General features: G+C 71.7%; 16 protein-coding genes and 2 pseudogenes. 6 read left to right on the top strand and 12 right to left on the bottom strand.

Going from position 1 to position 18,817, the window contains the following annotated elements; translation table 11 throughout:
- Nucleotides 1-47 precede the first annotated feature (47 nt).
- From A8W25_RS31755 to A8W25_RS00155, 5 genes and pseudogenes are all read right to left on the bottom strand, one after another.
- Nucleotides 48-902, bottom strand: a pseudogene (locus tag A8W25_RS31755) (ABC transporter ATP-binding protein); the annotation flags it as partial.
- Nucleotides 899-1,957 carry an ABC transporter ATP-binding protein gene (locus A8W25_RS00170; RefSeq protein WP_079125702.1) on the bottom strand — a complete coding sequence of 353 codons (1,059 nt, stop codon included), beginning with the start codon at nucleotides 1,955-1,957 and terminating at the stop codon, nucleotides 899-901. The gene A8W25_RS00170 and the pseudogene A8W25_RS31755, both read right to left, overlap by 4 nt.
- A complete protein-coding gene (locus tag A8W25_RS00165; protein ID WP_067153789.1) occupies nucleotides 1,957-2,943 on the bottom strand; it encodes an ABC transporter permease in 987 nt (328 codons plus the stop codon). Before A8W25_RS00165 ends, A8W25_RS00170 begins: the two co-directional genes overlap by 1 nt.
- Complete coding sequence (locus A8W25_RS00160; protein ID WP_067153787.1) at nucleotides 2,940-3,872, bottom strand: ABC transporter permease; 933 nt, start codon at nucleotides 3,870-3,872, stop codon at nucleotides 2,940-2,942. Before A8W25_RS00160 ends, A8W25_RS00165 begins: the two co-directional genes overlap by 4 nt.
- Nucleotides 3,873-3,886: 14 nt before the next feature.
- Entirely contained in the window at nucleotides 3,887-5,632 is a 1,746-nt protein-coding gene (locus A8W25_RS00155) for an ABC transporter substrate-binding protein (RefSeq protein WP_067153785.1), read from the bottom strand.
- A 182-nt stretch (nucleotides 5,633-5,814) separates the two neighbouring features.
- On the opposite strand from A8W25_RS00155, the gene A8W25_RS00150 reads away from it, so the two are divergent.
- The 4 genes from A8W25_RS00150 (at nucleotide 5,815) to A8W25_RS00135 (ending at nucleotide 9,264) form a co-directional block, all read left to right on the top strand.
- A complete protein-coding gene (locus A8W25_RS00150; protein ID WP_067153781.1) occupies nucleotides 5,815-6,972 on the top strand; it encodes an NAD(P)/FAD-dependent oxidoreductase in 1,158 nt (385 codons plus the stop codon).
- 74 nt (nucleotides 6,973-7,046) lie between these two features.
- A complete protein-coding gene (locus tag A8W25_RS00145) occupies nucleotides 7,047-7,730 on the top strand; it encodes a GNAT family N-acetyltransferase (RefSeq protein WP_067153778.1) in 684 nt (227 codons plus the stop codon).
- Between the two features lie 60 nt (nucleotides 7,731-7,790).
- On the top strand, nucleotides 7,791-8,714 hold the full coding sequence (locus tag A8W25_RS00140) for an aminoglycoside phosphotransferase family protein (RefSeq protein WP_107470574.1): 924 nt from the start codon (nucleotides 7,791-7,793) through the stop codon (nucleotides 8,712-8,714).
- A gap of 103 nt (nucleotides 8,715-8,817) precedes the next feature.
- Nucleotides 8,818-9,264 (top strand): NUDIX hydrolase, encoded by a 447-nt coding sequence (locus A8W25_RS00135; RefSeq protein ID WP_067153775.1) that lies wholly within the window; start codon nucleotides 8,818-8,820, stop codon nucleotides 9,262-9,264.
- Between the two features lie 55 nt (nucleotides 9,265-9,319).
- On the opposite strand, the gene A8W25_RS33170 is transcribed toward A8W25_RS00135, so the two are convergent.
- The 4 genes from A8W25_RS33170 to A8W25_RS00115 all read right to left on the bottom strand — a co-directional run bounded on the left by A8W25_RS33170 (nucleotide 9,320) and on the right by A8W25_RS00115 (nucleotide 13,646).
- On the bottom strand, nucleotides 9,320-9,784 hold the full coding sequence (locus A8W25_RS33170) for a hypothetical protein (protein ID WP_067153771.1): 465 nt from the start codon (nucleotides 9,782-9,784) through the stop codon (nucleotides 9,320-9,322).
- Nucleotides 9,785-9,837: 53 nt separating this feature from the next.
- Nucleotides 9,838-11,088 (bottom strand): hypothetical protein, encoded by a 1,251-nt coding sequence (locus tag A8W25_RS00125; protein WP_234386029.1) that lies wholly within the window; start codon nucleotides 11,086-11,088, stop codon nucleotides 9,838-9,840.
- A 180-nt stretch (nucleotides 11,089-11,268) separates the two neighbouring features.
- Nucleotides 11,269-13,092: a choice-of-anchor A family protein gene (locus tag A8W25_RS00120; protein WP_067153765.1), complete on the bottom strand. Its 1,824-nt coding sequence runs from the start codon at nucleotides 13,090-13,092 to the stop codon at nucleotides 11,269-11,271.
- 149 nt (nucleotides 13,093-13,241) lie between these two features.
- Complete coding sequence (locus tag A8W25_RS00115) at nucleotides 13,242-13,646, bottom strand: DUF4440 domain-containing protein (RefSeq protein WP_107470572.1); 405 nt, start codon at nucleotides 13,644-13,646, stop codon at nucleotides 13,242-13,244.
- Between the two features lie 221 nt (nucleotides 13,647-13,867).
- On the opposite strand from A8W25_RS00115, the gene A8W25_RS00110 reads away from it, so the two are divergent.
- On the top strand, nucleotides 13,868-15,145 hold the full coding sequence (locus A8W25_RS00110) for a serine hydrolase domain-containing protein (protein WP_067153762.1): 1,278 nt from the start codon (nucleotides 13,868-13,870) through the stop codon (nucleotides 15,143-15,145).
- A 181-nt stretch (nucleotides 15,146-15,326) separates the two neighbouring features.
- Here A8W25_RS00110 and A8W25_RS00105 read toward each other — a convergent pair whose 3' ends face one another.
- Nucleotides 15,327-16,535 carry a GDSL-type esterase/lipase family protein gene (locus A8W25_RS00105; RefSeq protein WP_067153759.1) on the bottom strand — a complete coding sequence of 403 codons (1,209 nt, stop codon included), beginning with the start codon at nucleotides 16,533-16,535 and terminating at the stop codon, nucleotides 15,327-15,329.
- Nucleotides 16,536-16,591: 56 nt separating this feature from the next.
- The gene (locus A8W25_RS00100; protein ID WP_067153755.1) at nucleotides 16,592-17,161 is read right to left on the bottom strand and encodes a TetR/AcrR family transcriptional regulator; all 570 of its coding nucleotides are present in this window, start codon (nucleotides 17,159-17,161) and stop codon (nucleotides 16,592-16,594) included.
- 71 nt (nucleotides 17,162-17,232) lie between these two features.
- On the opposite strand from A8W25_RS00100, the gene A8W25_RS00095 reads away from it, so the two are divergent.
- The gene (locus tag A8W25_RS00095; protein ID WP_067153752.1) at nucleotides 17,233-17,727 is read left to right on the top strand and encodes an FBP domain-containing protein; all 495 of its coding nucleotides are present in this window, start codon (nucleotides 17,233-17,235) and stop codon (nucleotides 17,725-17,727) included.
- A gap of 14 nt (nucleotides 17,728-17,741) precedes the next feature.
- On the opposite strand, the pseudogene A8W25_RS31745 reads toward A8W25_RS00095, so the two are convergent.
- Nucleotides 17,742-18,708: pseudogene (locus A8W25_RS31745) on the bottom strand (GlxA family transcriptional regulator).
- Nucleotides 18,709-18,817 lie beyond the last annotated feature (109 nt).

Genomic DNA, 18,817 nt, shown 5'->3' with positions numbered 1-18,817 from the left:
CCGCGATGCCGGCCGCCGAGGCGGGCTCGACGAAGACGCCCCCGGGGGGGCGGGGGCGCGGCCGGGCTGGGCGGGTCGCCCAGGAGCGTGATGCGCTCGCGGGCCCGCTCGGCCGCCGGGTCGGGCACCGGGACGGCGGAGAGCAGCGCCCGCGTGTAGGGGTGGGCCGGGGCCGTGTACACCCGCTCCTTCGCGCCGATCTCGACGATCCGGCCCAGATACATGACGGCGACCCGGTCGCAGACCCGCTTCACCACCGACAGGTCGTGCGCGATGAAGAGGTAGGCGAGCCCGAGTTCGCGCTGCAGACGCTCCATCAGGTTGACGATCTGGGCCTGGACGGAGACGTCGAGGGCCGAGACGGGCTCGTCCGCGATGACCAGGCGCGGCCCGGTGGCCAGGGCGCGGGCGATACCGATGCGCTGGGCCTGGCCGCCGGAGAACTCGTGCGGGAAGCGGTCGATCTGCTCGGGGATGAGCCCCACCAGCTCCATCAGCTCGGCGGCCCGCCGACGCGCGTCCGCCGCCGAACTCCCCTGCACCAGAAGGGGGTCGGAGATGATGCGCGCGACGGTCTGGCGCGGGTTGAGGGAGGAGTGCGGGTCCTGGAAGACCATCTGGATCTCGCGGCGCAGCGGCTTGAGGTCGCGCTGCGAGAGATGGGAGATGTCGTGGCCGTCGTAGGCGATCGAGCCGCTGGAGGGTTCGAGCAGGCGCACGATCGTGCGGCCGGTGGTGGACTTGCCGCAACCGGACTCGCCGACCAGGCCGAGCGTCTCGCCGGGCGCCACGTCGAAGCTGACGCCGTCGACCGCCCTTACGGGAGCCGAGCCGCGCCGCCGGGCCGGGTAGACCTTCGTCATGTCCCGTACGGACAGCAGGGGTTGGGTCGCTGTGGTCATGAAGGAGCGCCTTCGTACGTGGGGAGGTGGCAGGCGGACGCGTGGCCGGCGGGCCCGGACAACAGGGGCAATTCGGTCTCGCAGCGCAGCCGCTCACTCGCGGCGGCCGAGGCGGCCCGGGCACAGCGGGGCGCGAACGCGCAGCCGGGAGCCGGGGTGAGCAGGGACGGCGGACTGCCGGGGATGGCCCGCAGCGGCGCGTCGTCGGGGTCGTCGAGCCGGGGCAGCGAGTCGAGCAGGCCCCGGGTGTAGGGGTGGGCCGGGGCCGCGAACAGGGTGTCCACCGGCGCGTGTTCGACGGCCCGGCCGCCGTACATCACCAGGACCTCGTGGGCGACGCGCGCCACCACCCCCAGATCGTGGGTGATCATGACGACGGCGAGTCCCCGTTCCTGCTGGAGGCGGGTGATGAGGTCCAGGATCTGGGCCTGCACGGTGACGTCGAGCGCGGTGGTCGGCTCGTCCGCGATCAGCAGCTCGGGCTCGCAGGCCAGCGCCATGGCGATCATCACGCGCTGGCGCATACCGCCGGAGAACTGGTGCGGGTACTCGCCCGCCCGGCGCTTGGGCTCCGGGATGCCGACCTCGGCCAGCATCTCCACCGCACGCCGGCGGGCCACCGCGCGGCCGGAGCGGAAGTGGACGCGGTGGTGTTCGGCTATCTGCTCGCCGACCGTGTAGTAGGGGTGGAGGCTGGAGAGCGGGTCCTGGAAGATCATCGCCATCCGGCGGCCGCGCAGCCGGTTCAGCTCACGTTCCGTCAGGCCCACCAGCTCCTGCCCGTCGAGCGCGATGGAGCCGCTGACCCGGGCGCCGGTGTGCAGGCCGAGGACGGCCATGGAGGTGACGGACTTCCCGGAGCCGGACTCGCCCACGATGCCGAGGGTGCGGCCCCGGTGGACGTCGAAGTCGAGGGAGTCGACGGCCCGTACGGGACCGCGGGGCGTCGGGAACGTGACGCTGAGATCCCGTACGGACAGCAGGGGCTCGCGCGCCTCCCGCAGGGGTGTGGCCTGCGGTGAGGGTGCGGGCGCGGTGGGGCGGGGCGCGTCCATCAGTACCTCACTCGCGGGTCGACGACGGCGTAGAGCAGGTCGACGGCCAGGTTGGCGACGACGATGAAGGCGGCGGCGAGCAGGGTCACGCCGAGGATGACGGGCTGGTCCCCGCTGGACAGGGCGCCGTAGAAGAGCCGTCCGATCCCCGGCAGCCCGAAGATGGACTCGGTGATCACCGCACCCGCGAGCAGACCGCCCAGGTCCATCCCGAAGATGGTCAGGATCGGTGTCATGCCCGCCCGCAGCCCGTGCTTGACGACGACCGTGCGGCGGGGCAGACCCTTGGCGCGGGCGGTGCGGATATACGGCTCCGCCATGGTCTCGATCATCGAACTGCGGCTCTGGCGGGCGTACATGGCCGCGTACAGCACCGCGAGCGCCAGCCAGGGAAGGAGCAGGTTGGACGCCCAGTGCAGCGGGTCCGAGCCGAACGGCACGTACTGCGGATAGGGCAGCAGCCCCGCCGTTCTGATCAGGCCGTAGATCAGCATCATGGAGGTGAAGTAGACGGGCAGCGAGGCGGCGGCGACCGCGCCGACCATCAGGACCTTGTCGGTGAGGGTGTCCTTGCGCAGCGCCGCGGTGACCCCGGCGGACAGCCCGAGCACCAGCCACAGGACCGCCGCGCCGAGCGCCAGCGAGGCGGAGACGGGAAGCCGGTCCATCAGCAGCTCCCACACGGACTCGCTGTTCTCGTACGAGTAGCCCAGGCACGGGAAGTCGCAGTGCAGCGCGTACTGGCCGCTGCCCATGGTGCGGCCGGTGAAGATCCCGGAGGAGAAGTCCCAGAACTGCTTCCACAGCGGCTGGTCGAGGCCCATATGGGTGCGGATCGCCGCCAGGCGTTCGACGCTGCACGACTTGCCGCACGCGGCGGCGGCCGGATCGGAGGGCAGGACGTAGAAGATGGTGAAGGTGACGGCGGCGATCGCGATCAGGACGCCGGTCACCCCGAGCAGCCGGCGGCCGAGGTAGAGGATCATGAGCGGCTTCCCCTCGGGTCGAGGATGTCGCGCAGCGCGTCGCCGAGCAGGGTGAAGGCGAGCACCGTGAGGAAGAGGCAGCTGCTCGGGATGACGAAGTACATGGGGTCCGTGTCGTAGAAGGCGACGCTCTCGGCGATCATCTGGCCCCAGGAGGGCGTCGGCGGGCGGACGCCGACGCCGAGATAGCTCAGGGCCGCCTCGGTGGCGATCATGCCGGGGATGATCAGGGTGGTGTACGCGATGACGGGCCCCGCGACGCCCGGCAGGATGTCGCGGGTGAGGATCCGCCAGGGGCCGGAGCCGTTGACCCGGGCCGCGTCGACGTACTCGCGGTGCTTGAGCGAGAGCGTCTGGCCGCGCACGACCCGGGCGATGCCGGGCCAGCCGAACAGGCCGATCACCGCGGTCATCAGGGCGATCCGGTTGACGTCCTTGGCCACCGACATCATCGCGATCATGAAGATGAGGGAGGGGAAGGACATGGTCAGGTCCATGAGCCTGCTGAGGACCGCGTCGGTGCGGCCGCCGAAGTAGCCGGCCGCGATCCCGGCGGCGGTTCCCGCGACCACGACGATCGCGGTCGCGATGAAGGCGATCAGCAGGGAGACCTGGGCACCGTGCACGACGCGGGCGAACAGGTCGCGCCCGGAGACGGGCTCCACGCCCAGCCAGTGGTCGGCGGAGATCCCGCCGAGGGTCCCCTGCGGCTGGCCGCCCAGGTAGGGGTCGACGGCGGTCTTGTCGAACTCCTCGGGTGACCAGCCGCCGAGCCTGCTCAGCAGGGGGGCGGCGGCCGCCATGACGACGAAGAGCGCCACGACGGCGAGGGAGATCTTGACGGAGGTACGGCGGCGCAGTTCCGCGCGGGCCAGCTGCCAGGGGCCTTGGCCCGCCGGTGCGGCCGTGGTGACGAGGGTGGTGGTCATGATCCGGGGGACCCTCAGCCCTGGCTCTTCGAGGGGTCCTTGAGACCGATGCCGGCGTAGTCGAGCTGACCGCCGAAGGAGGTCTGGCCGTAGGCGCCCGCGATGTTGGTGCCCAGGACCAGCGGCCAGCGGCGCACCAGGACCGGCACGGCCGGGGCCTTGGCGAGGATCTCGCCGTCCAGCTGCTGCCAGGCGGTGTTGGCCTGCTTGGCGTCCGTCAGGGCGGCGATCTCGTCCATCTTCTTCATCGTCGCGTCGTCGCGGAAGAGCGAGTGGTTGCCGGAGTTGCCCTTCTCCTTGATGTAGCGGCCGTCGAAGACGAACGGGAGGAAGGTGGACCCCGACGGGTAGTCGGGACACCAGCCCGTGTAGACCATGTCGGTCCGGTTCTTGGTGTCACCGATCGTCGCGTAGAACGCGGACGGGTCGACGGTCTCGATGGTGACCTTGATCCCGGCCTTGGCGAGCGCCTGCTGGATCGCCTCGCCGCGTCCCTTGTCGCCGGTGGAGACGGTCATCTTGGTGCTGAACCCGCCCGCTTTGCCCGCCTCCTTCAGGAGCTGCTTCGCCTTGTCCACGTCGCCGGCCACGGGCACCTTCGCGGTGTCCGGCTGCTTGCCGCCGAAGAGGGAGGCGGGCATGTACGCGGTGGAGGGGTCGTTGAAGGCGGGGCCGCCGGACGCGGTGAGGACGGCGTCCTTGTCGAGGGCGTACTGCACGGCCTGACGGACCTTCACATCGTCGAACGGGGCGTGCCCGGTGTGCATCTGGACCATGTCCGTGCAGTTGGTGGACTCGGCGATCAGCCGCTTGCGCACCTCGGCGCTGGGCAGCACCTTGGCCGCGCTCTCCGGGCGCAGGGCGCCCCAGGAGACTGCGGAGGCGTCCGCGCCCTGGGAGGCGATGAGCCGGTCGTCGATCTGGTTGGCCTTGAGCCCCATGACCATGACGAGTCTGTCCGGGTAGGCCTTGCGCACCTGGTCGGTGGCGGCGTCCCAGTTCGTGTTGCGCACAAGCACCAGCTTCTTGCCCCGCTCGTACGACTCGATCTTGTACGGCCCCGAGGAGAACGGCCGGTTGTCGTACTGGGGCCCCTTGTCCTTGGCCCGGGGGACCGGTGCGAAGGTCGGCATCACGGTGGCGTTGGGGAACTCCGCGAAGGGCTTGCGCAGTTCGAAGACGATCGTGTGGTCGTCCGGCGTCCTGACGGAGTCCAGGTGCTTGCCCTGGGCCGGGCCCTGGTAGCCGTCGGCGCCGGCGAGGTAGCGGGCCGCGTAGTCGGCGCCGCCGGGCAGGTCGGGCGAGAAGGACCGCTCCACGTTGTACTTGACGTCCTGGGCGGTGACGGGGCTGCCGTCCTCGTACTTGACCCCCGGCTTGAGGTGGAAGGTCCAGGTCTTCGCGCCGTTGGAGGAGGTGCCCAGATCGGTGGCCAGGTCGGGCACCAGCTCACCGCCGCCGGTGCCGGGGGCCGCCTTGTAGGTGACCAGGGTGCGGTAGAGCATCCGGGTCCCGAAGTCCATGTCGTTCATGACCCAGTTGCGGGCGGGGTCGAGGTGGGTGAAGTCCTGGTTGGACAGGACGGTCAGGGTGCCGCCCTTCTGGGGTGTGCCGCCCACGACGGTGCCCGCGTTGGCGGTCGCCGGGTTCTTGCCGCCGGGGTCCGGGGCCGCGTGCTTGGTCTTCGAGCAGCCGGTCGCCCCGAGGGCGAGGGACGCCGTCAGGGCGGTGGCGAGGGCGGTGAGGGTGCGCTTGTTCATCAGTGGTCACTCCGAGAGCGCGAGAGCAGTCAGACAGCCAGAGCGGCTGGAATGTGACCTGTAACATAGTAATGTGAAATTGTACTGACAACCCATCGGCCGCTCCTTTACCTACTCGTGTCCCAACGAGAGGTCGGGCGGCACCTCTTGGCTCCGGCAGTGCAATGTGAAATATTACTGCTGTGCCCACGAGAACATCCTCGGACGTCATCGTCATCGGTGCGGGCGTGGTCGGCGCCGCCTGCGCCTACTACACCGCACGAGCCGGCCTCACCGTCACCGTCGTCGACCGCGGCCCCGTCGCGGGCGGCACCACCGGTGCCGGTGAGGGCAACCTCCTCGTCTCCGACAAGGAGCCCGGCCCCGAACTCTCCCTCGCCCTCGCCTCCGCCGAGCTGTGGCGCGAGCTGGCCCGACTGCTGCCGCCGCAGATCGAGTACGAACCCAAGGGCGGCCTGGTCGTCGCCTCCGGCGAGGACGGAATGGCGGCGCTGCGCGGCTTCGCGAGCGGGCAGCGGAGCGCCGGTGTACGGGTGGAGGAGGTTCCGGCGGACCGCCTGAACGACCTGGAACCCCATCTGGCCCCGGGCCTGGCGGGCGGCTACCACTATCCGCAGGACGCCCAGGTCATGCCCGCCCTCGCCGCGGCCCATCTGCTGCGCGCGGGCGGCGACCGCGTCCGTCTGCGCCTCGGCGAAGAAGTCACGGCCCTGCTCACCGGGGAGGGCGGCGAGGTGAAAGGAGTGCGCACCGCGAACGGCACACGGATCCACGCCCCGTATGTGGTGAACGCGGCGGGCACCTGGGGCGGCCAGGTCGCCGGGTTCGCGGGGGCGGAGCTGCCCGTCCTGCCGCGCCGGGGCTTCGTCCTGGTCACCGAGCCGCTGCCCCGGGTGGTGCGGCACAAGGTGTACGCGGCGGACTATGTCGCCGATGTCGCCAGCGACTCCGCGGCGCTCCAGACCTCGGGGGTGGTCGAGGGCACCGCCGCCGGTCCGGTCCTGATCGGCGCCAGCCGGGAGCGGGTGGGCTTCGACCGCGGTCTGTCCACCGAGGCGCTGCGGCGTCTCGCCGCCCAGGCCGTGGCCCTCTTCCCGGTCCTGGGCGGAGTGCGGGCACTGCGTACGTACGCGGGCTTCCGCCCCTATCTGCCCGACCATCTGCCCGCGATCGGTCCCGACCCCCGGGTACCCGGTCTCCTGCACGCCTGCGGCCACGAAGGGGCGGGGGTCGGACTGGCCCCGGTCACCGGGCTGATCGTGGCGGCGTGCGTGACGGGCGGCGAACTCCCGCTGGACATCGCCCCGTTCGCGCCCGGCCGATTCACGGCGAAGGGCTGAGCCCGGACCGGGCGCCTCCCTGTCGGCGCCCCTCGCATCACGACTCGCACCCGCTCAAGGACGCAAGGAGGCCCGTGCCCGAACCCGTCACCCTCCGCGGCCGCACCCTCCGGTTGGAGCCGCTCGCCGAACACCACGTCGAGGCGCTGGCCCGGGCCGCCGCCGAGGACCGCAGCAGTTATGCCTTCACGCCCGTGCCCTGCGGGGTGGAGGCGGCGGAGCGGTATGTCGCCGACGCGCTGGCCGCCCGGGCTGCGGGGCGGGCGCTGCCGTTCGTCACGGTGCGGGTCGCGGACGGTCGCGTCGTGGGGTCGACGCGCTTCTGCGAGCTGGACTACTGGCAGGGCCCGGTGCCCTGGCCGCCGGTCCCGCGCGGTCCGCTCGGCCCGGTGGCCACCGCGATCCCCGACGCGGCGGAGATCGGCGGCACCTGGCTCTCCGCGTGCGCCCAGGGCACCGGCATCAACACCGAGGCCAAGCTGCTGATGCTGCGGCACGCCTTCGAGACCTGGGGGGTGCGGCGGGTGTCCCTGCGCGCCGACGCCCGCAACCTGCGCTCCCGCGCCGCGATCGAACGGCTCGGCGCGGCCCTCGACGGCGTACACCGCGCTCACTCCCGAGGTCTGGACGGCATGGTGCGCGGTACGGCCTTCTACTCGATCCTCGACGAGGAGTGGCCCCGGGTGCGGGAGCAGCTCGAACAGCGCGTCGGGGTGCGCCCGGGGACGACGGACCTGCGCTCGCTCATCCCGGCGTGAGGGAGGCGTCGGGGAAAAGGGTTTGACGCCGATCGCCGTCCGGCGATCGGATGGTGGCCCATGAGCACAGCGCCGACCCACTCCGAACTGCATCCCGACCTGCACCCCGGCTCGCACCCCACTGACGACGCGCTCGTCCGGCGGCTGGTCGCCGGGCAGTTCCCGCAGTGGGCGGGGCTGCCGGTGGCGCGGTTCGCCTCCGGCGGGACGGTCAACGCGATGTACCGGCTGGGCGGGGACATGGTCGTACGGCTGCCGCTGGTGCGCGGCGGGGCCGAGGACCTGTCGCTGGAGCGGGAGTGGCTGCCCCGCCTCGCGTCGCTGCTGCCCACGCCCGTCCCCGAGGTGCTCGGGGCCGGGGAGCCGGCCGAGGGGTTTCCGTGGGAGTGGTCGGTGTACCGGTGGCTGGCGGGGGAGAACCCCGAGGCCGGGGCGCTGAGCGAACCCCGGCTGCTGGCCGGGGATCTGGCCGCGTTCGTGGGCGAGATGCGCGGCCTCACCCTGGCGGACGCCCCGTCGGCCTACCGCGGCGGGCCGGTTGCCTCGCTGGACAGGTCGACCCGGGCCGCCATCGAGGAGCTGCGCGGGATCCCGGAGGAAGGGGTCGACTGCGACGCCGCGCTCGCCGCCTGGGAGGAAGCGCTGCGGGCCCCCGTCTGGGGCGGGCCGCCGGTGTGGCTGCACGCCGATCTGATGCCGGGCAATCTGCTCGTGGACGGCGGCCGACTGAGTTCGGTGATCGACTTCGGCTGTATGGGAGTCGGCGATCCGGCCTGCGACCTCTTCCCCGCCTGGAACCTGCTGCCCGCCGACGCCCGGGAGGTCTTCCGCGACGCGCTCGGCGTGGACGACGCGACGTGGATCCGCGGCCGGGGAAGGACGCTCTCGCAGGCGGTGATCGCGCTGCCTCACTACCGGAAGACCAACCCGGCGATGGCGGGCAACGCCCGGCATGTGATCCGGGCGGTGCTGGGCGAGAGCTGAGAGCACCCCCCCCGCGGTCTGTCTCCCGACCACCGTGGGCTGGTGGTTAGAGTTCCCGAGGTGTCGATCCGTACGTCTGAGTCCGTACGTCTGAGGGGGAATCATGGCTGAGGTGCGACTGCGTGTCTCCGCGTACGCGCTCGTGCGGGAGGAGCAGCGGATGCTGCTGGCCCGGCTGTCGCAGGCGTCCCCGGTCTTCGCCCCGGGGCTGTGGCATCTGCCGGGCGGCGGGATCGACCCGGGCGAGCAGCCCGTGGAGGCCCTGGCGCGCGAACTCCGCGAGGAGACCGGCCGCGAGCTCGCCGCCGCACGGCTGGTCGACGCGCGGACGTACGCCGTCAGCCGGGGCGGCGTGGACTGGCATCTGACCGGGCTGTTCTACGCGGTCGAGCTGGCCGGCGCCGATCCCGGGCGGGGCGCGCCGGAGGTCGTCGAGGTCGACGGCTCCACCGACGCGGTGAGCTGGCTCGCGCTGTCGGAGCTGCGGGAGGCGATGCTCTCGCCGGCCGCCGTCGACGGGCTGCGCATGCTGGACGACCGGGGCGTCTGAACAACCCGGTGCGCGTTCGGCGGGGTGGGGCGGCCGCCGCCCCACCCCGTTCGTGTCAGCGCTGTACCGACGAGAAGTTGTCGAGCTGGATCCAGGTGACCGTGTCCGAGGCCTGCGGACCGTAGACCATCACGCGGCCCGCCGTGTCGGCCTCGATACGGGTGGCGTTGACGCCGAGGTGGTTGTTGCGCGGGCAGACGCCGCGGGTCGTCTTCGGCGGACGGATGGTCGCCGGGAGGGTGCCCAGCTGCGCGTCGGCCGAGAAGTTGCAGGTGATCACGCCGCGCAGCTGGAGGAACTCGGTGCCCGCGATGCTCACCACTCGGGCCTGCGCGGGTGTGTCCGCGCTCGCGGAGACGCCCGCGGCCAGCGTGATGGCCGTCCAGTCGACGAGGACCTGGACCCCGGTCGGAGCGGCGGCGGCGGGCGTGGCGGCGAGCAGCGGCACACCGACGGCCGCGGTGGGGACCGCGAGGGCCGTGGCGAGCAGGGAGCGGCGGCTGGTGGTGCGCGAGGGCATGGTCGATCCTCCGGATCGCGAGAGGCGGGAAGGGCGTGAGGGGTGCGGCGCCGTCATCGCCAGGCGGTCGACACGCAGTCGAGGTCGATCCACGAGATGGCGTTGTCGGCGGTGGCGCCGAAGGCCCACAGCTCGCCGAGCTTGTTCGCTTCCACCCGGCACACACCCACCCCGTAGTACATGTTGCGCGGGGTGTTCTGCCGCACGGTGCGGGTGGGCATGAGCCGCTGCGGCAGCGTCGCGATCTGGGTGTCGGCGGTGAGGTGGCAGGTGAGCGTGCCGCGCAGTTGGAGATACGTGGTGTCGGCGAGGGCGACCAGTCGCCCGCGCGGCGCCTCGGCGCCCGCGGTGACCCCGGCGGCGAGAGTGAGGTTCTCCCAGTCGGAGAGCACCTTCACGCCGTCGACCGCCGGCTGCGTCGGGTACCAGCCGATGGTGACGTTGCGCCGCCCGGTGGTTCCGGGGACGGTGTCGCTGAAGCCGAACAGGAGCCGGGTCTCACCCGTCTTGGGGTCGACCTCGACGGCCAGGCCCTCGGGCTCGCGCCGCTCCAGACCGTCGGCGCCGGTGACCACCTGCGAGTCGAGCTTGGTCTTCGAGTCCAGGGAGTACGAGGTGATGTACGAGGTGCCCGGGTAGGTCGTGACCGGGTCCTTCTTCCACTGGTATACGTACAGGACGCCGTTGAGGGCGGTGTAGCCCTGGAAGGTGAGTCCGGACTCCGCGCCCGCCGGCAGCTCGAAGGTGCTGCCCACCTCCACCCACTCGCCCTGCGCCGCCCTGGCCAGGTCGTAGCGGGTGAAGCAGCGCACACTTCCCTTGAAGTAGACGATGGTCAGGGTGTTGTTGGCGAGGTCCACCGACGGGCCGGTGTTCCGTCCGCCCGGAGGGCAGAACTTCTTCGCGTCGGGCACGCCGGCCTGGTCGAGGGTGGCCCCGTCCTCGAAGCGGAAGCGGGTGACGGCCTGGCCGAAGGCGTTGCTGACACCGTCGTTGGGGGAGACGGGACCGACCTCGGTCCACAGGTAGGTGTCCGTCCCGACCGGCTCGGCCCCCATCGAGATCCCGTGCCCGAAGCCCGTGAGGTACATGCTGCCCGTCAGCCGGCCGGTGTTCCGGTCGATGCGGTTGAGATACATGTTCCCGAGCGGCGTCTTGGCGGCGCTCTCCATCTGGAGCACGAAGACGTGCCCGTTCACCGCGTCGGTGGCGATCGCCTGCGGAGCGGGATTCTTCGTCAGCGCGACGGTCTGGATGAGCTTGCCCGTCACCCCGGACAGGTTGATGCCGTTTATGTCGGTCATGGCCATGGATTCCCCTTCTGCGGGGCGTGATCCGGCCCCACCGACCGAGATCGTACGCATGTGCCACACCAGGTCTTCACCGGAGCGGCCGCGCTGCCGTAGGGCGTACGGCAGCGCGGCCGCTGCGGGAGGTGTCCGGGCCGGGGTCCGGCCGATCACCCGGTCATCGGGTCTCAGGCGTCAGCGAGGTCCGCCCTTCCCGCCCTTGCCGCCCTTGTCGGGCTCCCCGCGGTGGTTGGCCAGCCTGACGGTGACGCCCTGGGCCGCGTTGGCGGCGGTCACCTCGTGCGGGCCGCTGACCCGGTTCTCCGGCAGGACATACCCCTCGGGCACGGCCGTCTCCTGGACGTAGTACGAGCCGAGGGGCAGGTCCGCGAAGTGGCACCGGCCCGAGGTCCCGGTCGCACAGCCGGGACCCACCGGGGTGTCGGGTCCGGCGCCCGCCGTCTGCAGCCCGGGCACCCCGTTGGTCTCGTGCCACAGCCGGAACACCGCCCCCGCCAGTGGCCTGCCGGTCTCGGCGTCCCTCTTGTCGACGGTGAGAGACCCCGTCGGCACGACGTGCCGGTGGTTGGCCGCCGTCACCGAGACACCCTGTGAGGCGTTCGCCCGGGTGAGGACGAGGGGCCCGAAGTGCGCGGGGGAGGGCAGGTCGTAGCCCTGCGGGGCCCTGGTCTCCAGCCAGTAGTACGTGCCCGGCGGCACGGTCCGCGTACAGGCGCCGGACCCGCCGGTCGTACACGTGCCGCCCCGGCGGGTGTCCGGCGTGGTGCCCGTCGTCTGCAGCCCGGTGGTCCCGTTGGTCTCCTCCCACAGCTCGAAGACGGCCCCCGCCAGCGGTCTGCCGGTGGCCTCGTCCGTCTTGAGGACCCGCACCTCGCCCTCGGTGGGCGCGGTGCCGCAGTCGGGCAGGTTGCCGTCGAAGGGGTAGTTGTGGAACTCCTGGCCACCGCCGCCCGACGGCGGGCTGGTGTGCGTGAGTGAACCGGTCGTGAAGAAACGCCCGTTGATGCCGGGCAGACTCACCGTCGCCAGGGACGACTGGTTGCCGATCAGCACACTGCCCTGGAACTGGCCAGTGCCCTTGAAGCCGACGGCGGTCGCGTCGGGGAAGTTCCACAGCAGCCGGCCGCGCAGGTGGTTGAACGGGCTGGAGTCGTCGATCGTGCCGCTGTAGGTGTTGAGGGTCCGGTTGGTCCCGAGCACGTTGACCAGCACGGTCGCCCCGGCCGGGATGCGGGCGAAGCGGATGCCCTCCTGGCCGCCGCTCGCGCTCTGCATGTCGAAGTCGACGGTGAACACCTGGAGCATGGAGGTGCCGTCACCGGTGAACAGCGTCTCCCCGCCCGAGTGGACGGCCGTCCCGGTGGGGGTACGGGTGACGCCTCCCGGGTGCGCGTAACACGTGCTGGCGTCGGTGAGCTGTCCGCGCAGCGCGGTGTACGGCTTGGCCGCGTCCGGGTCGTGGATGGTGCGCTGGGACTGGATGGTCCCGGTGGCGGAGCCCGCGTGGCGTACGACGCCCTGCTCGGCGAGCAGCCGCTGCCCGGTCGCGACGGTGACGTTGCCGCCGGTGGTCAGCCAGTCCGCGCCGACGGGCGGCGCGACCCGTGAGCCGACCCCGGCCTCGCCGACGTTGTAGACGCCGCTGACGCCCGCGGCCTTGCGCTGGTCGAAGGTGCCGAGCACGACGACCCGGCCCTCGGCCTCGGCGGCCTTCTCCCGTACGTGGAAGTCACCGCCGACGTATACGTTGATGCCGTTGTCGCGGTAGCGGACGGGGCCGTTGTGGACGGGCGGATAGCCGTCGGGGGGACAGTGGCCCGGCACACACGGGCCGAGCCCGCCGGGCAGCGGTTGGGCGGCGAGGGTGGCCTCGGGGCGCAGTTGCCCGCCGGGCGGGGCCATCGCCGTCATGGGGAGCGCGGCCGCGCTCAGCACGGCCGCGGTCAGCAGGGGTCTGAGGGATCTCGCGCCGGGACGGGCCAGGGAGAGACGGAACACCGGAACAACCAGCTCCTCGTCAGTGGGTTGATCCCCCCTCGGCGGCCAGGCTCACACACCTCCTGCCGCCGCCGGGGGTGACCCGGCGGTATCGCAGGTGAAGACCACCGCAAAGGACCATCGCCACCACGATCGGCCGGTCGCGTGTCCTACACGTCGTCCCAGGCCATCGAGCTCATCCGCCAGCCGTCGGCGGTGCGGACGAACTGGGTGGTCTTGCGGCCGGAGCCCTCGAACCGCTCACCCTTGAGGCACCCGGACTTGCGGTACTCGCTGAACCGGTGCGCGATCGAGCCGAATATCTCGGTCCGCTCGGCCACCTCCCACTCGGAGAACTCCGTCAGCGTCCCGTCGGTGAGCATCTTCTCCCGGGGCTCGATGAAGGTGTCGAGGTCGTAGACCACGAGCTTGCCCGCGACGTTGCTGATGATCATCCCCTGCGGGATGAACAACTCGCGGATCACCTCGACGCCGGGCCGGGTGCCACCGAGGTTGGTGAAGGCGCCGAGGAAGGTGCACATCAACTGGTTGAGCTCGGCTTTGACCTCGGACACGACTGTCCCTCCCCTGGGCGAACACCTGGCGCTCGATCGTCGCCTACGGCCGGTGCGTCGGCAAGCTTCCGGTGGGAAACCCCCGAGAGATCGCATCGGGTGGGGCTGATTCCTCCAACGAGTCGGCCCGGTGCCATCCCGACATATACGATCTTGGGCGTACGAGTGCTGCGCAGGCCGGGGCACTGACCAAGTCGCCGGGGAACAGGGGTACTTCTCATATGGCTGGAATCACGATCGCGCGTTCGGTGACCACACTCGCGGCCACCGCCGCGCTCATGGCCGGGAGCGCCGTGGGCGCCTCCGCCGCGCCGGACGCGGCCGAGCCGGATGTGGCGGGGGTGCGCGCCGCTCTGCAGCGCGTGGTGGACGCGGGGGCGCCGGGCGCGTTCGCGGTGATCCGCGACCACGGCGACTCCGAGCGCGGCCGGACGGTGACCCTGGGCAAGGCGAACCTGGATGGGACGCCCATGAACGCGGGCCGGCGCTTCCGTGTGGGCAGCAACTCCAAGATGTTCACCTCGGTCCTGGTGATGCGCCTCGCCGAACAGGGGCGCATCGACCTGGACAAGCCGCTGCGCGAGTATCTGCCCGCCGGGACGCTCCCCGAGAGCTGGGCGATCACCGCACGCCAGGTCATGGAGCACCGCGCCGGTGTGTACGACCACACCAACGACCTCTTGGAGCAGAGCGGCGAGGAGACCACCGCGGCCTTCGAGAAGCGCATCCGCAACAACGTCTACGAGCCCAAGGACCTCGTGGCGATGTCGGTGAAGCACGGTCTGCAGTACACCCCGGGGACGGCGTACTCGTATTCGAACACCGACTTCGTGCTGATGGGTCTGGCAGCCGAGCACCTCACCGGGCGCCCCTACGCCGAGCTGCTGCGCGAGCAGATCTTCGAGCCGCTGAAGCTGCGTCAGACGACCTTCACCGTGCCCGAGAAGACCATCACGGGCCCGCACATCACCGGCTATCTGACCAACGACGACCGCACCAAGCCGCTGCTGGACTCGACCGAGCAGACCGCGTCCTGGGTCTGGGCCGCGGGAGGCGTCGTCTCCTCCGCCCGCGACCTCGACCGGTTCATGACCACACTGCTGGCCGGGACCTCCGGCGGGCTGGTCTCCGACGAGTCGCTGAAGCAGATGACCAGCGTGCTCCCCACGCCCACGGCGAAGATCAGCTACGGCCTGGGAATCAGGGAGATCGCGCTCTCCTGCGGCAAGGTGCTCGGCCACGGCGGCATCGTCCAGGGCTACCAGACGCAGACGTTCTCCACCAAGGACGGGAAGCGCACGGTCGTCCTGTTCGCGAACGCCTCCAACAACGGCACGGTGACCAGCGGTCTGACCAACACGCTGGAGCCCGCGTTCTGCGGCAAGGCACCGGCCAAGGCCACCCCCGCGCCGCGCAGCTCGATCACCGGGAACGGGAACGCCACCCCGGACCCGGACGGCGGTCGCTGGATCCCCACCGTCGAGGACACCCGCATCTGATGTGACGCGTGTACGGAAGGGCGCCCGCCACCGCTGACGGTGGCGGGCGCCCGCACACGCCCCGGAACGAGGTGTGTGCAAAGACCGGCTCTCAGGCTGCCGGGCCCCTGAGCAGTCGTCAGGGGCTCTCTCCGCCGGACGCCGGGGCCACGTGTCGTGCGGCCCGGCGCAGGCCCTGGTCTCAGACGAGCGAGGCGTGGTCCGAGGCGTGTGCGCCGTGCCCGAACGCCCCGTCGGCGGCGAAGGCCAGCCCGGCGAAGCGTTCCCCGATGTGGCGGTGGGTGGCCGCGTCCGGGTGGAGCCGGTCGGGCAGCGGCAGGCGGACGGCGTCGGCCTCGCCGTAGAGCGCGCGGCCGTCGAGGTAGTACAGGTGCGGGTCCTCGGGCGCACGCTGCTCCACGATCCGGGCCAGCTCGTCCCTGATGACGCCCAACGTCAGCTTTCCGCCCGCCCGTTCGGCCGGGTCGCCCATGGCCGTGAACCGCAGGCGCCCGGTGCTGAGCGCGCTGACGTCCATGGCGCTGGGACCCGGTGTGTCCTCGTGGATGGGGCACAGGAGGGGCGAGACGACCAGCAGGGGTGCGTCGGGGTGGCCTTCACGGATGGTGTCCAGGAAGCCGTGGACGGCCGGGGTGAAGGCGCGCAGGCGCATCAGGTCGGTGTTGACCACATTGAGGCCGAGCTTGACGCTGATCAAGTCGGCCGGGGTGTCCCGCAGGGCGCGGGCGGTGAACGGGTCGAGCAGGGCGCTGCCGCCCAGGCCCACGTTGATGAGCTCGACACCGCCGAGGGAGGCGGCCAGGGCGGGCCAGGTGGTCGAGGGACTGGCGGCGTCGGAGCCGTGGCTGATCGAACTGCCGTGGTGCAGCCACACCTTGCGGCCCCGGTCCGGCGCGGGGGCCAGGGGCGCGTCGGTGCGCAGAGCGACGAGCTCGGTGGTCTCGTTGTGCGGCAGCCAGATCTCGACGTCCTTGGGGGTGGCGGGCAGGCCGGTGAAGCGGAGGGTGACGGGCTGTCCGGGCCGCTGCCGCACGGATCCGGTGGCCATGTCGATCGTCAGGGTGTTGCCGCCCGCCGCGCCGGCCTGCCCCGCCAGGACGCCGTCGACGACCAGGTCGTACACGCCGTCCGGCCGGGGCGGCGCGCCCACGTAGACCCGCTTGGTGGGCAGGGTGTCCAGCTCGATGGCCGTGGCGGACGTGCGGAGGACCAGCCGTATGCCGGAGGGCTGGGACTCGGCCATGGCCAGTTGGGCGTCCGTGTTCTGGGCGCGGGCCCGGGCGGGCAGCCGGTGCGGCAGTACGCCGTGCTGGGTGCGCTCCACGTCGAGGGCGCCGCGCAGGAGGTCGGCGGTGACAGGTGTGGTGATCCAGTCGTCCTGGGTGTCCATGGCCCCTACTCGGTCTTCGGATGCGTGGTCTTGCGAGGTGCGGTGCGGGGGTGGGGTCACTGCGCCGGCCAGTTCCGCAGCAGCGCGTCCATGGCGTCCAGGATCCGCGTCCACGTCTCCTGTGTGTCGGGGGCGCTGTGGCTGAAGCCCCCGCCGAGTTCGAGCGTGATGTAGCCGTGGAAGACGCTGCCGAGCAGTCGGACGGCGTGTGTCTGGTCGGGTTCGCTCAGGTCGTAGCCGCGCAGGATGGCCCGGGTCATCAGGGCGTGCCTGCCGCCCGCGCCGGCGGCCGCCGCCTCCGGGCTGAGCCTGAACTGGGCGGCGGTGTAGCGGCCGGGGTGTTCGCGTGCGTAGTCGCGGTAGACGTTGGCCAGGGCGGCCAGCGCGTCCTTGCCCGCCCGTCCGGCCAGCGCGGCGGCGCCCCGGTCGGCGAGCTCCTCCAGGGCCAGCAGGGCGATGCGGGTCTTGAGGTCCTGGGAGTTCTTGACGTGCGAGTAGAGGCTGGCGACCTTGACGTCGAACTGCCGGGCGAGTGCCGAGACGGTCACCTGCTCGAAGCCGACCTCGTCGGCGAGCTCCGCCCCGGCCCGGGTCAGGCGTTCCGTACTCAGCCCTACGCGCCCCATGGTCTCCCTCTCGCTCGACTGAACTGATTATGCATTTGCCTAACACTTTTAGGCAAACTAGCCTCACCCTTATGAAGCAGCTGACCGAAAAAGAGATCCGTGCCGCCTTCGTGAACTGCAGCAAGGGTGAGGCGAAGCGTCTGTCCGTGCCGCGTGACCTGGCCGAACATCCCTGGGACGACCTGGACTACTTCGGCTGGCGAGATCCCCAGGCCCCCGGCCGGGCCTATCTGGTCGCCGAGCTGGAGGGCACCCTCAAGGGACTCGTGCTGCGCAGCCCCGGCCACACCTCCGGACAGGGCCGCCGCAGCATGTGCTCGATATGCCTGACGACCCACGACGGCGGAGTCTCCCTGATGGTCGCGCCGAAGGCGGGCAAGGCCGGGCAGCAGGGGAACTCGGTGGGCGTCTACCTGTGCAGCGACCTCGCGTGCTCACTGTACGTACGAGGCAAGAAGGAGGCCGGCGCCGGCGCACGGCTGCACGAGACGATCACTCTGGAGGAGAAGATCCAGCGGACCGTGACGAACCTCGCCGCGTTCACCGCGAACGTGACGGCGGTCTGACCGGCCGACGCGGGTCAGGCCGTGCGGTGCGGCCGGAAGGTACGGCGGTAGGCCTGGGGGCTGACGCCGATGGCGCTGTGCAGGTGCTGTCGCAGAGAGGCGCCGGTGCCGAATCCGGCCCGGTGCGCGACGACGTCGACGGGCCAGTCGGTGGTCTCCAGGTAGTGGCGGGCGAGGTCCGCGCTGCGGGGCGAGCCACTGGCCCGGCGTGGTGCCGGCCTCGTCGCGGAAGCGGCGGGTGAAGGTGCGCACGCTCATCCCGGCGTGGGCGGCGAGGCCGGACAGGGTGAGCGGCTCGGCCAGGCGCTCGACCGCCCAGGCCCGGGTGGCCGCGGTGCTTCCGGTGGAGGGGTCGGGGACGGGGCGCTGGATGTACTGGGCCTGGCCGCCGTCGCGCCAGGGCGGCACCACACAGGAGCGGGCGACCTCGTTGGCGACGCGGCTGCCGTGGTCGCGGCGCACGATGTGCAGACACAGGTCGATGCCCGCGGCGACTCCGGCGGAGGTGAGGACGTCACCGTCGTCGACGTACAGCACATCGGGGTCGACGCGGGTGCTGGTGAACATCCGCTGCAGCCGGTCGGCCTCCCGCCAGTGGGTGGTGGCCCGGCGGCCCTCCAGGAGGCCCGCCGCGGCCAGTACATACGTGCCGGTGCAGATCGCCACGACGCGCGTGCCCGGCCGCACGGCCGCCAGGGCATCCCGCAGCGGGCCGGGCAGACGGCCCTCCTCCCGGATCGGACCCAGCCGGTGGGAGGGCGGGATCACCACGGTGTCCACGGCGGCCAGCAGCGAGGCGTCGTGGGAGACGGCGAGGTCGTAGTCGGCCTCCGCGCGGACGGGGCCGCCGTCGAGGCTGCACGTGGTGACCGTATAGAGCGGATCGCCCTCGCTGTCGCGGGCGGCGTGGAAGATACGGGCGGGGATGCCCAGTTCGAAGGGGACGACGCCGTCCAGGGCCAGGACGCCAACGGAGTGCATGGCCAGATCCTTTCAGGACGTGTCCATCACGCCAGCACCAGGGGCCCGGCGGAGCGGACAGCCTTGAGCCGTGCCGGGGCCCCGGCACCCACGCACCGCCCCGAAACGG

Source organism: Streptomyces sp. ERV7, from assembly GCF_001653515.1.
In the GTDB taxonomy this organism is placed as follows: Bacteria; Actinomycetota; Actinomycetes; order Streptomycetales; family Streptomycetaceae; genus Streptomyces.
This window is presented reverse-complemented; position numbering and strand designations above follow the sequence as displayed.

Excerpts from the sequence above, each read along its gene's own strand:
- A8W25_RS00170 (WP_079125702.1), bottom strand. The coding sequence starts at position 1,957 with ATGGACGCGCCCCGCCCCACCGCGCCCGCACCCTCACCGCAGGCCACA.
- A8W25_RS00165 (WP_067153789.1), bottom strand. The coding sequence starts at position 2,943 with ATGATCCTCTACCTCGGCCGCCGGCTGCTCGGGGTGACCGGCGTCCTG.
- A8W25_RS00160 (WP_067153787.1), bottom strand. The coding sequence starts at position 3,872 with ATGACCACCACCCTCGTCACCACGGCCGCACCGGCGGGCCAAGGCCCC.
- A8W25_RS00155 (WP_067153785.1), bottom strand. The coding sequence starts at position 5,632 with ATGAACAAGCGCACCCTCACCGCCCTCGCCACCGCCCTGACGGCGTCC.
- A8W25_RS00140 (WP_107470574.1), top strand. The coding sequence starts at position 7,791 with ATGAGCACAGCGCCGACCCACTCCGAACTGCATCCCGACCTGCACCCC.
- A8W25_RS00135 (WP_067153775.1), top strand. The coding sequence starts at position 8,818 with ATGGCTGAGGTGCGACTGCGTGTCTCCGCGTACGCGCTCGTGCGGGAG.
- A8W25_RS33170 (WP_067153771.1), bottom strand. The coding sequence starts at position 9,784 with ATGCCCTCGCGCACCACCAGCCGCCGCTCCCTGCTCGCCACGGCCCTC.
- A8W25_RS00125 (WP_234386029.1), bottom strand. The coding sequence starts at position 11,088 with ATGACCGACATAAACGGCATCAACCTGTCCGGGGTGACGGGCAAGCTC.
- A8W25_RS00110 (WP_067153762.1), top strand. The coding sequence starts at position 13,868 with ATGGCTGGAATCACGATCGCGCGTTCGGTGACCACACTCGCGGCCACC.
- A8W25_RS00105 (WP_067153759.1), bottom strand. The coding sequence starts at position 16,535 with ATGGACACCCAGGACGACTGGATCACCACACCTGTCACCGCCGACCTC.
- A8W25_RS00100 (WP_067153755.1), bottom strand. The coding sequence starts at position 17,161 with ATGGGGCGCGTAGGGCTGAGTACGGAACGCCTGACCCGGGCCGGGGCG.
- A8W25_RS00095 (WP_067153752.1), top strand. The coding sequence starts at position 17,233 with ATGAAGCAGCTGACCGAAAAAGAGATCCGTGCCGCCTTCGTGAACTGC.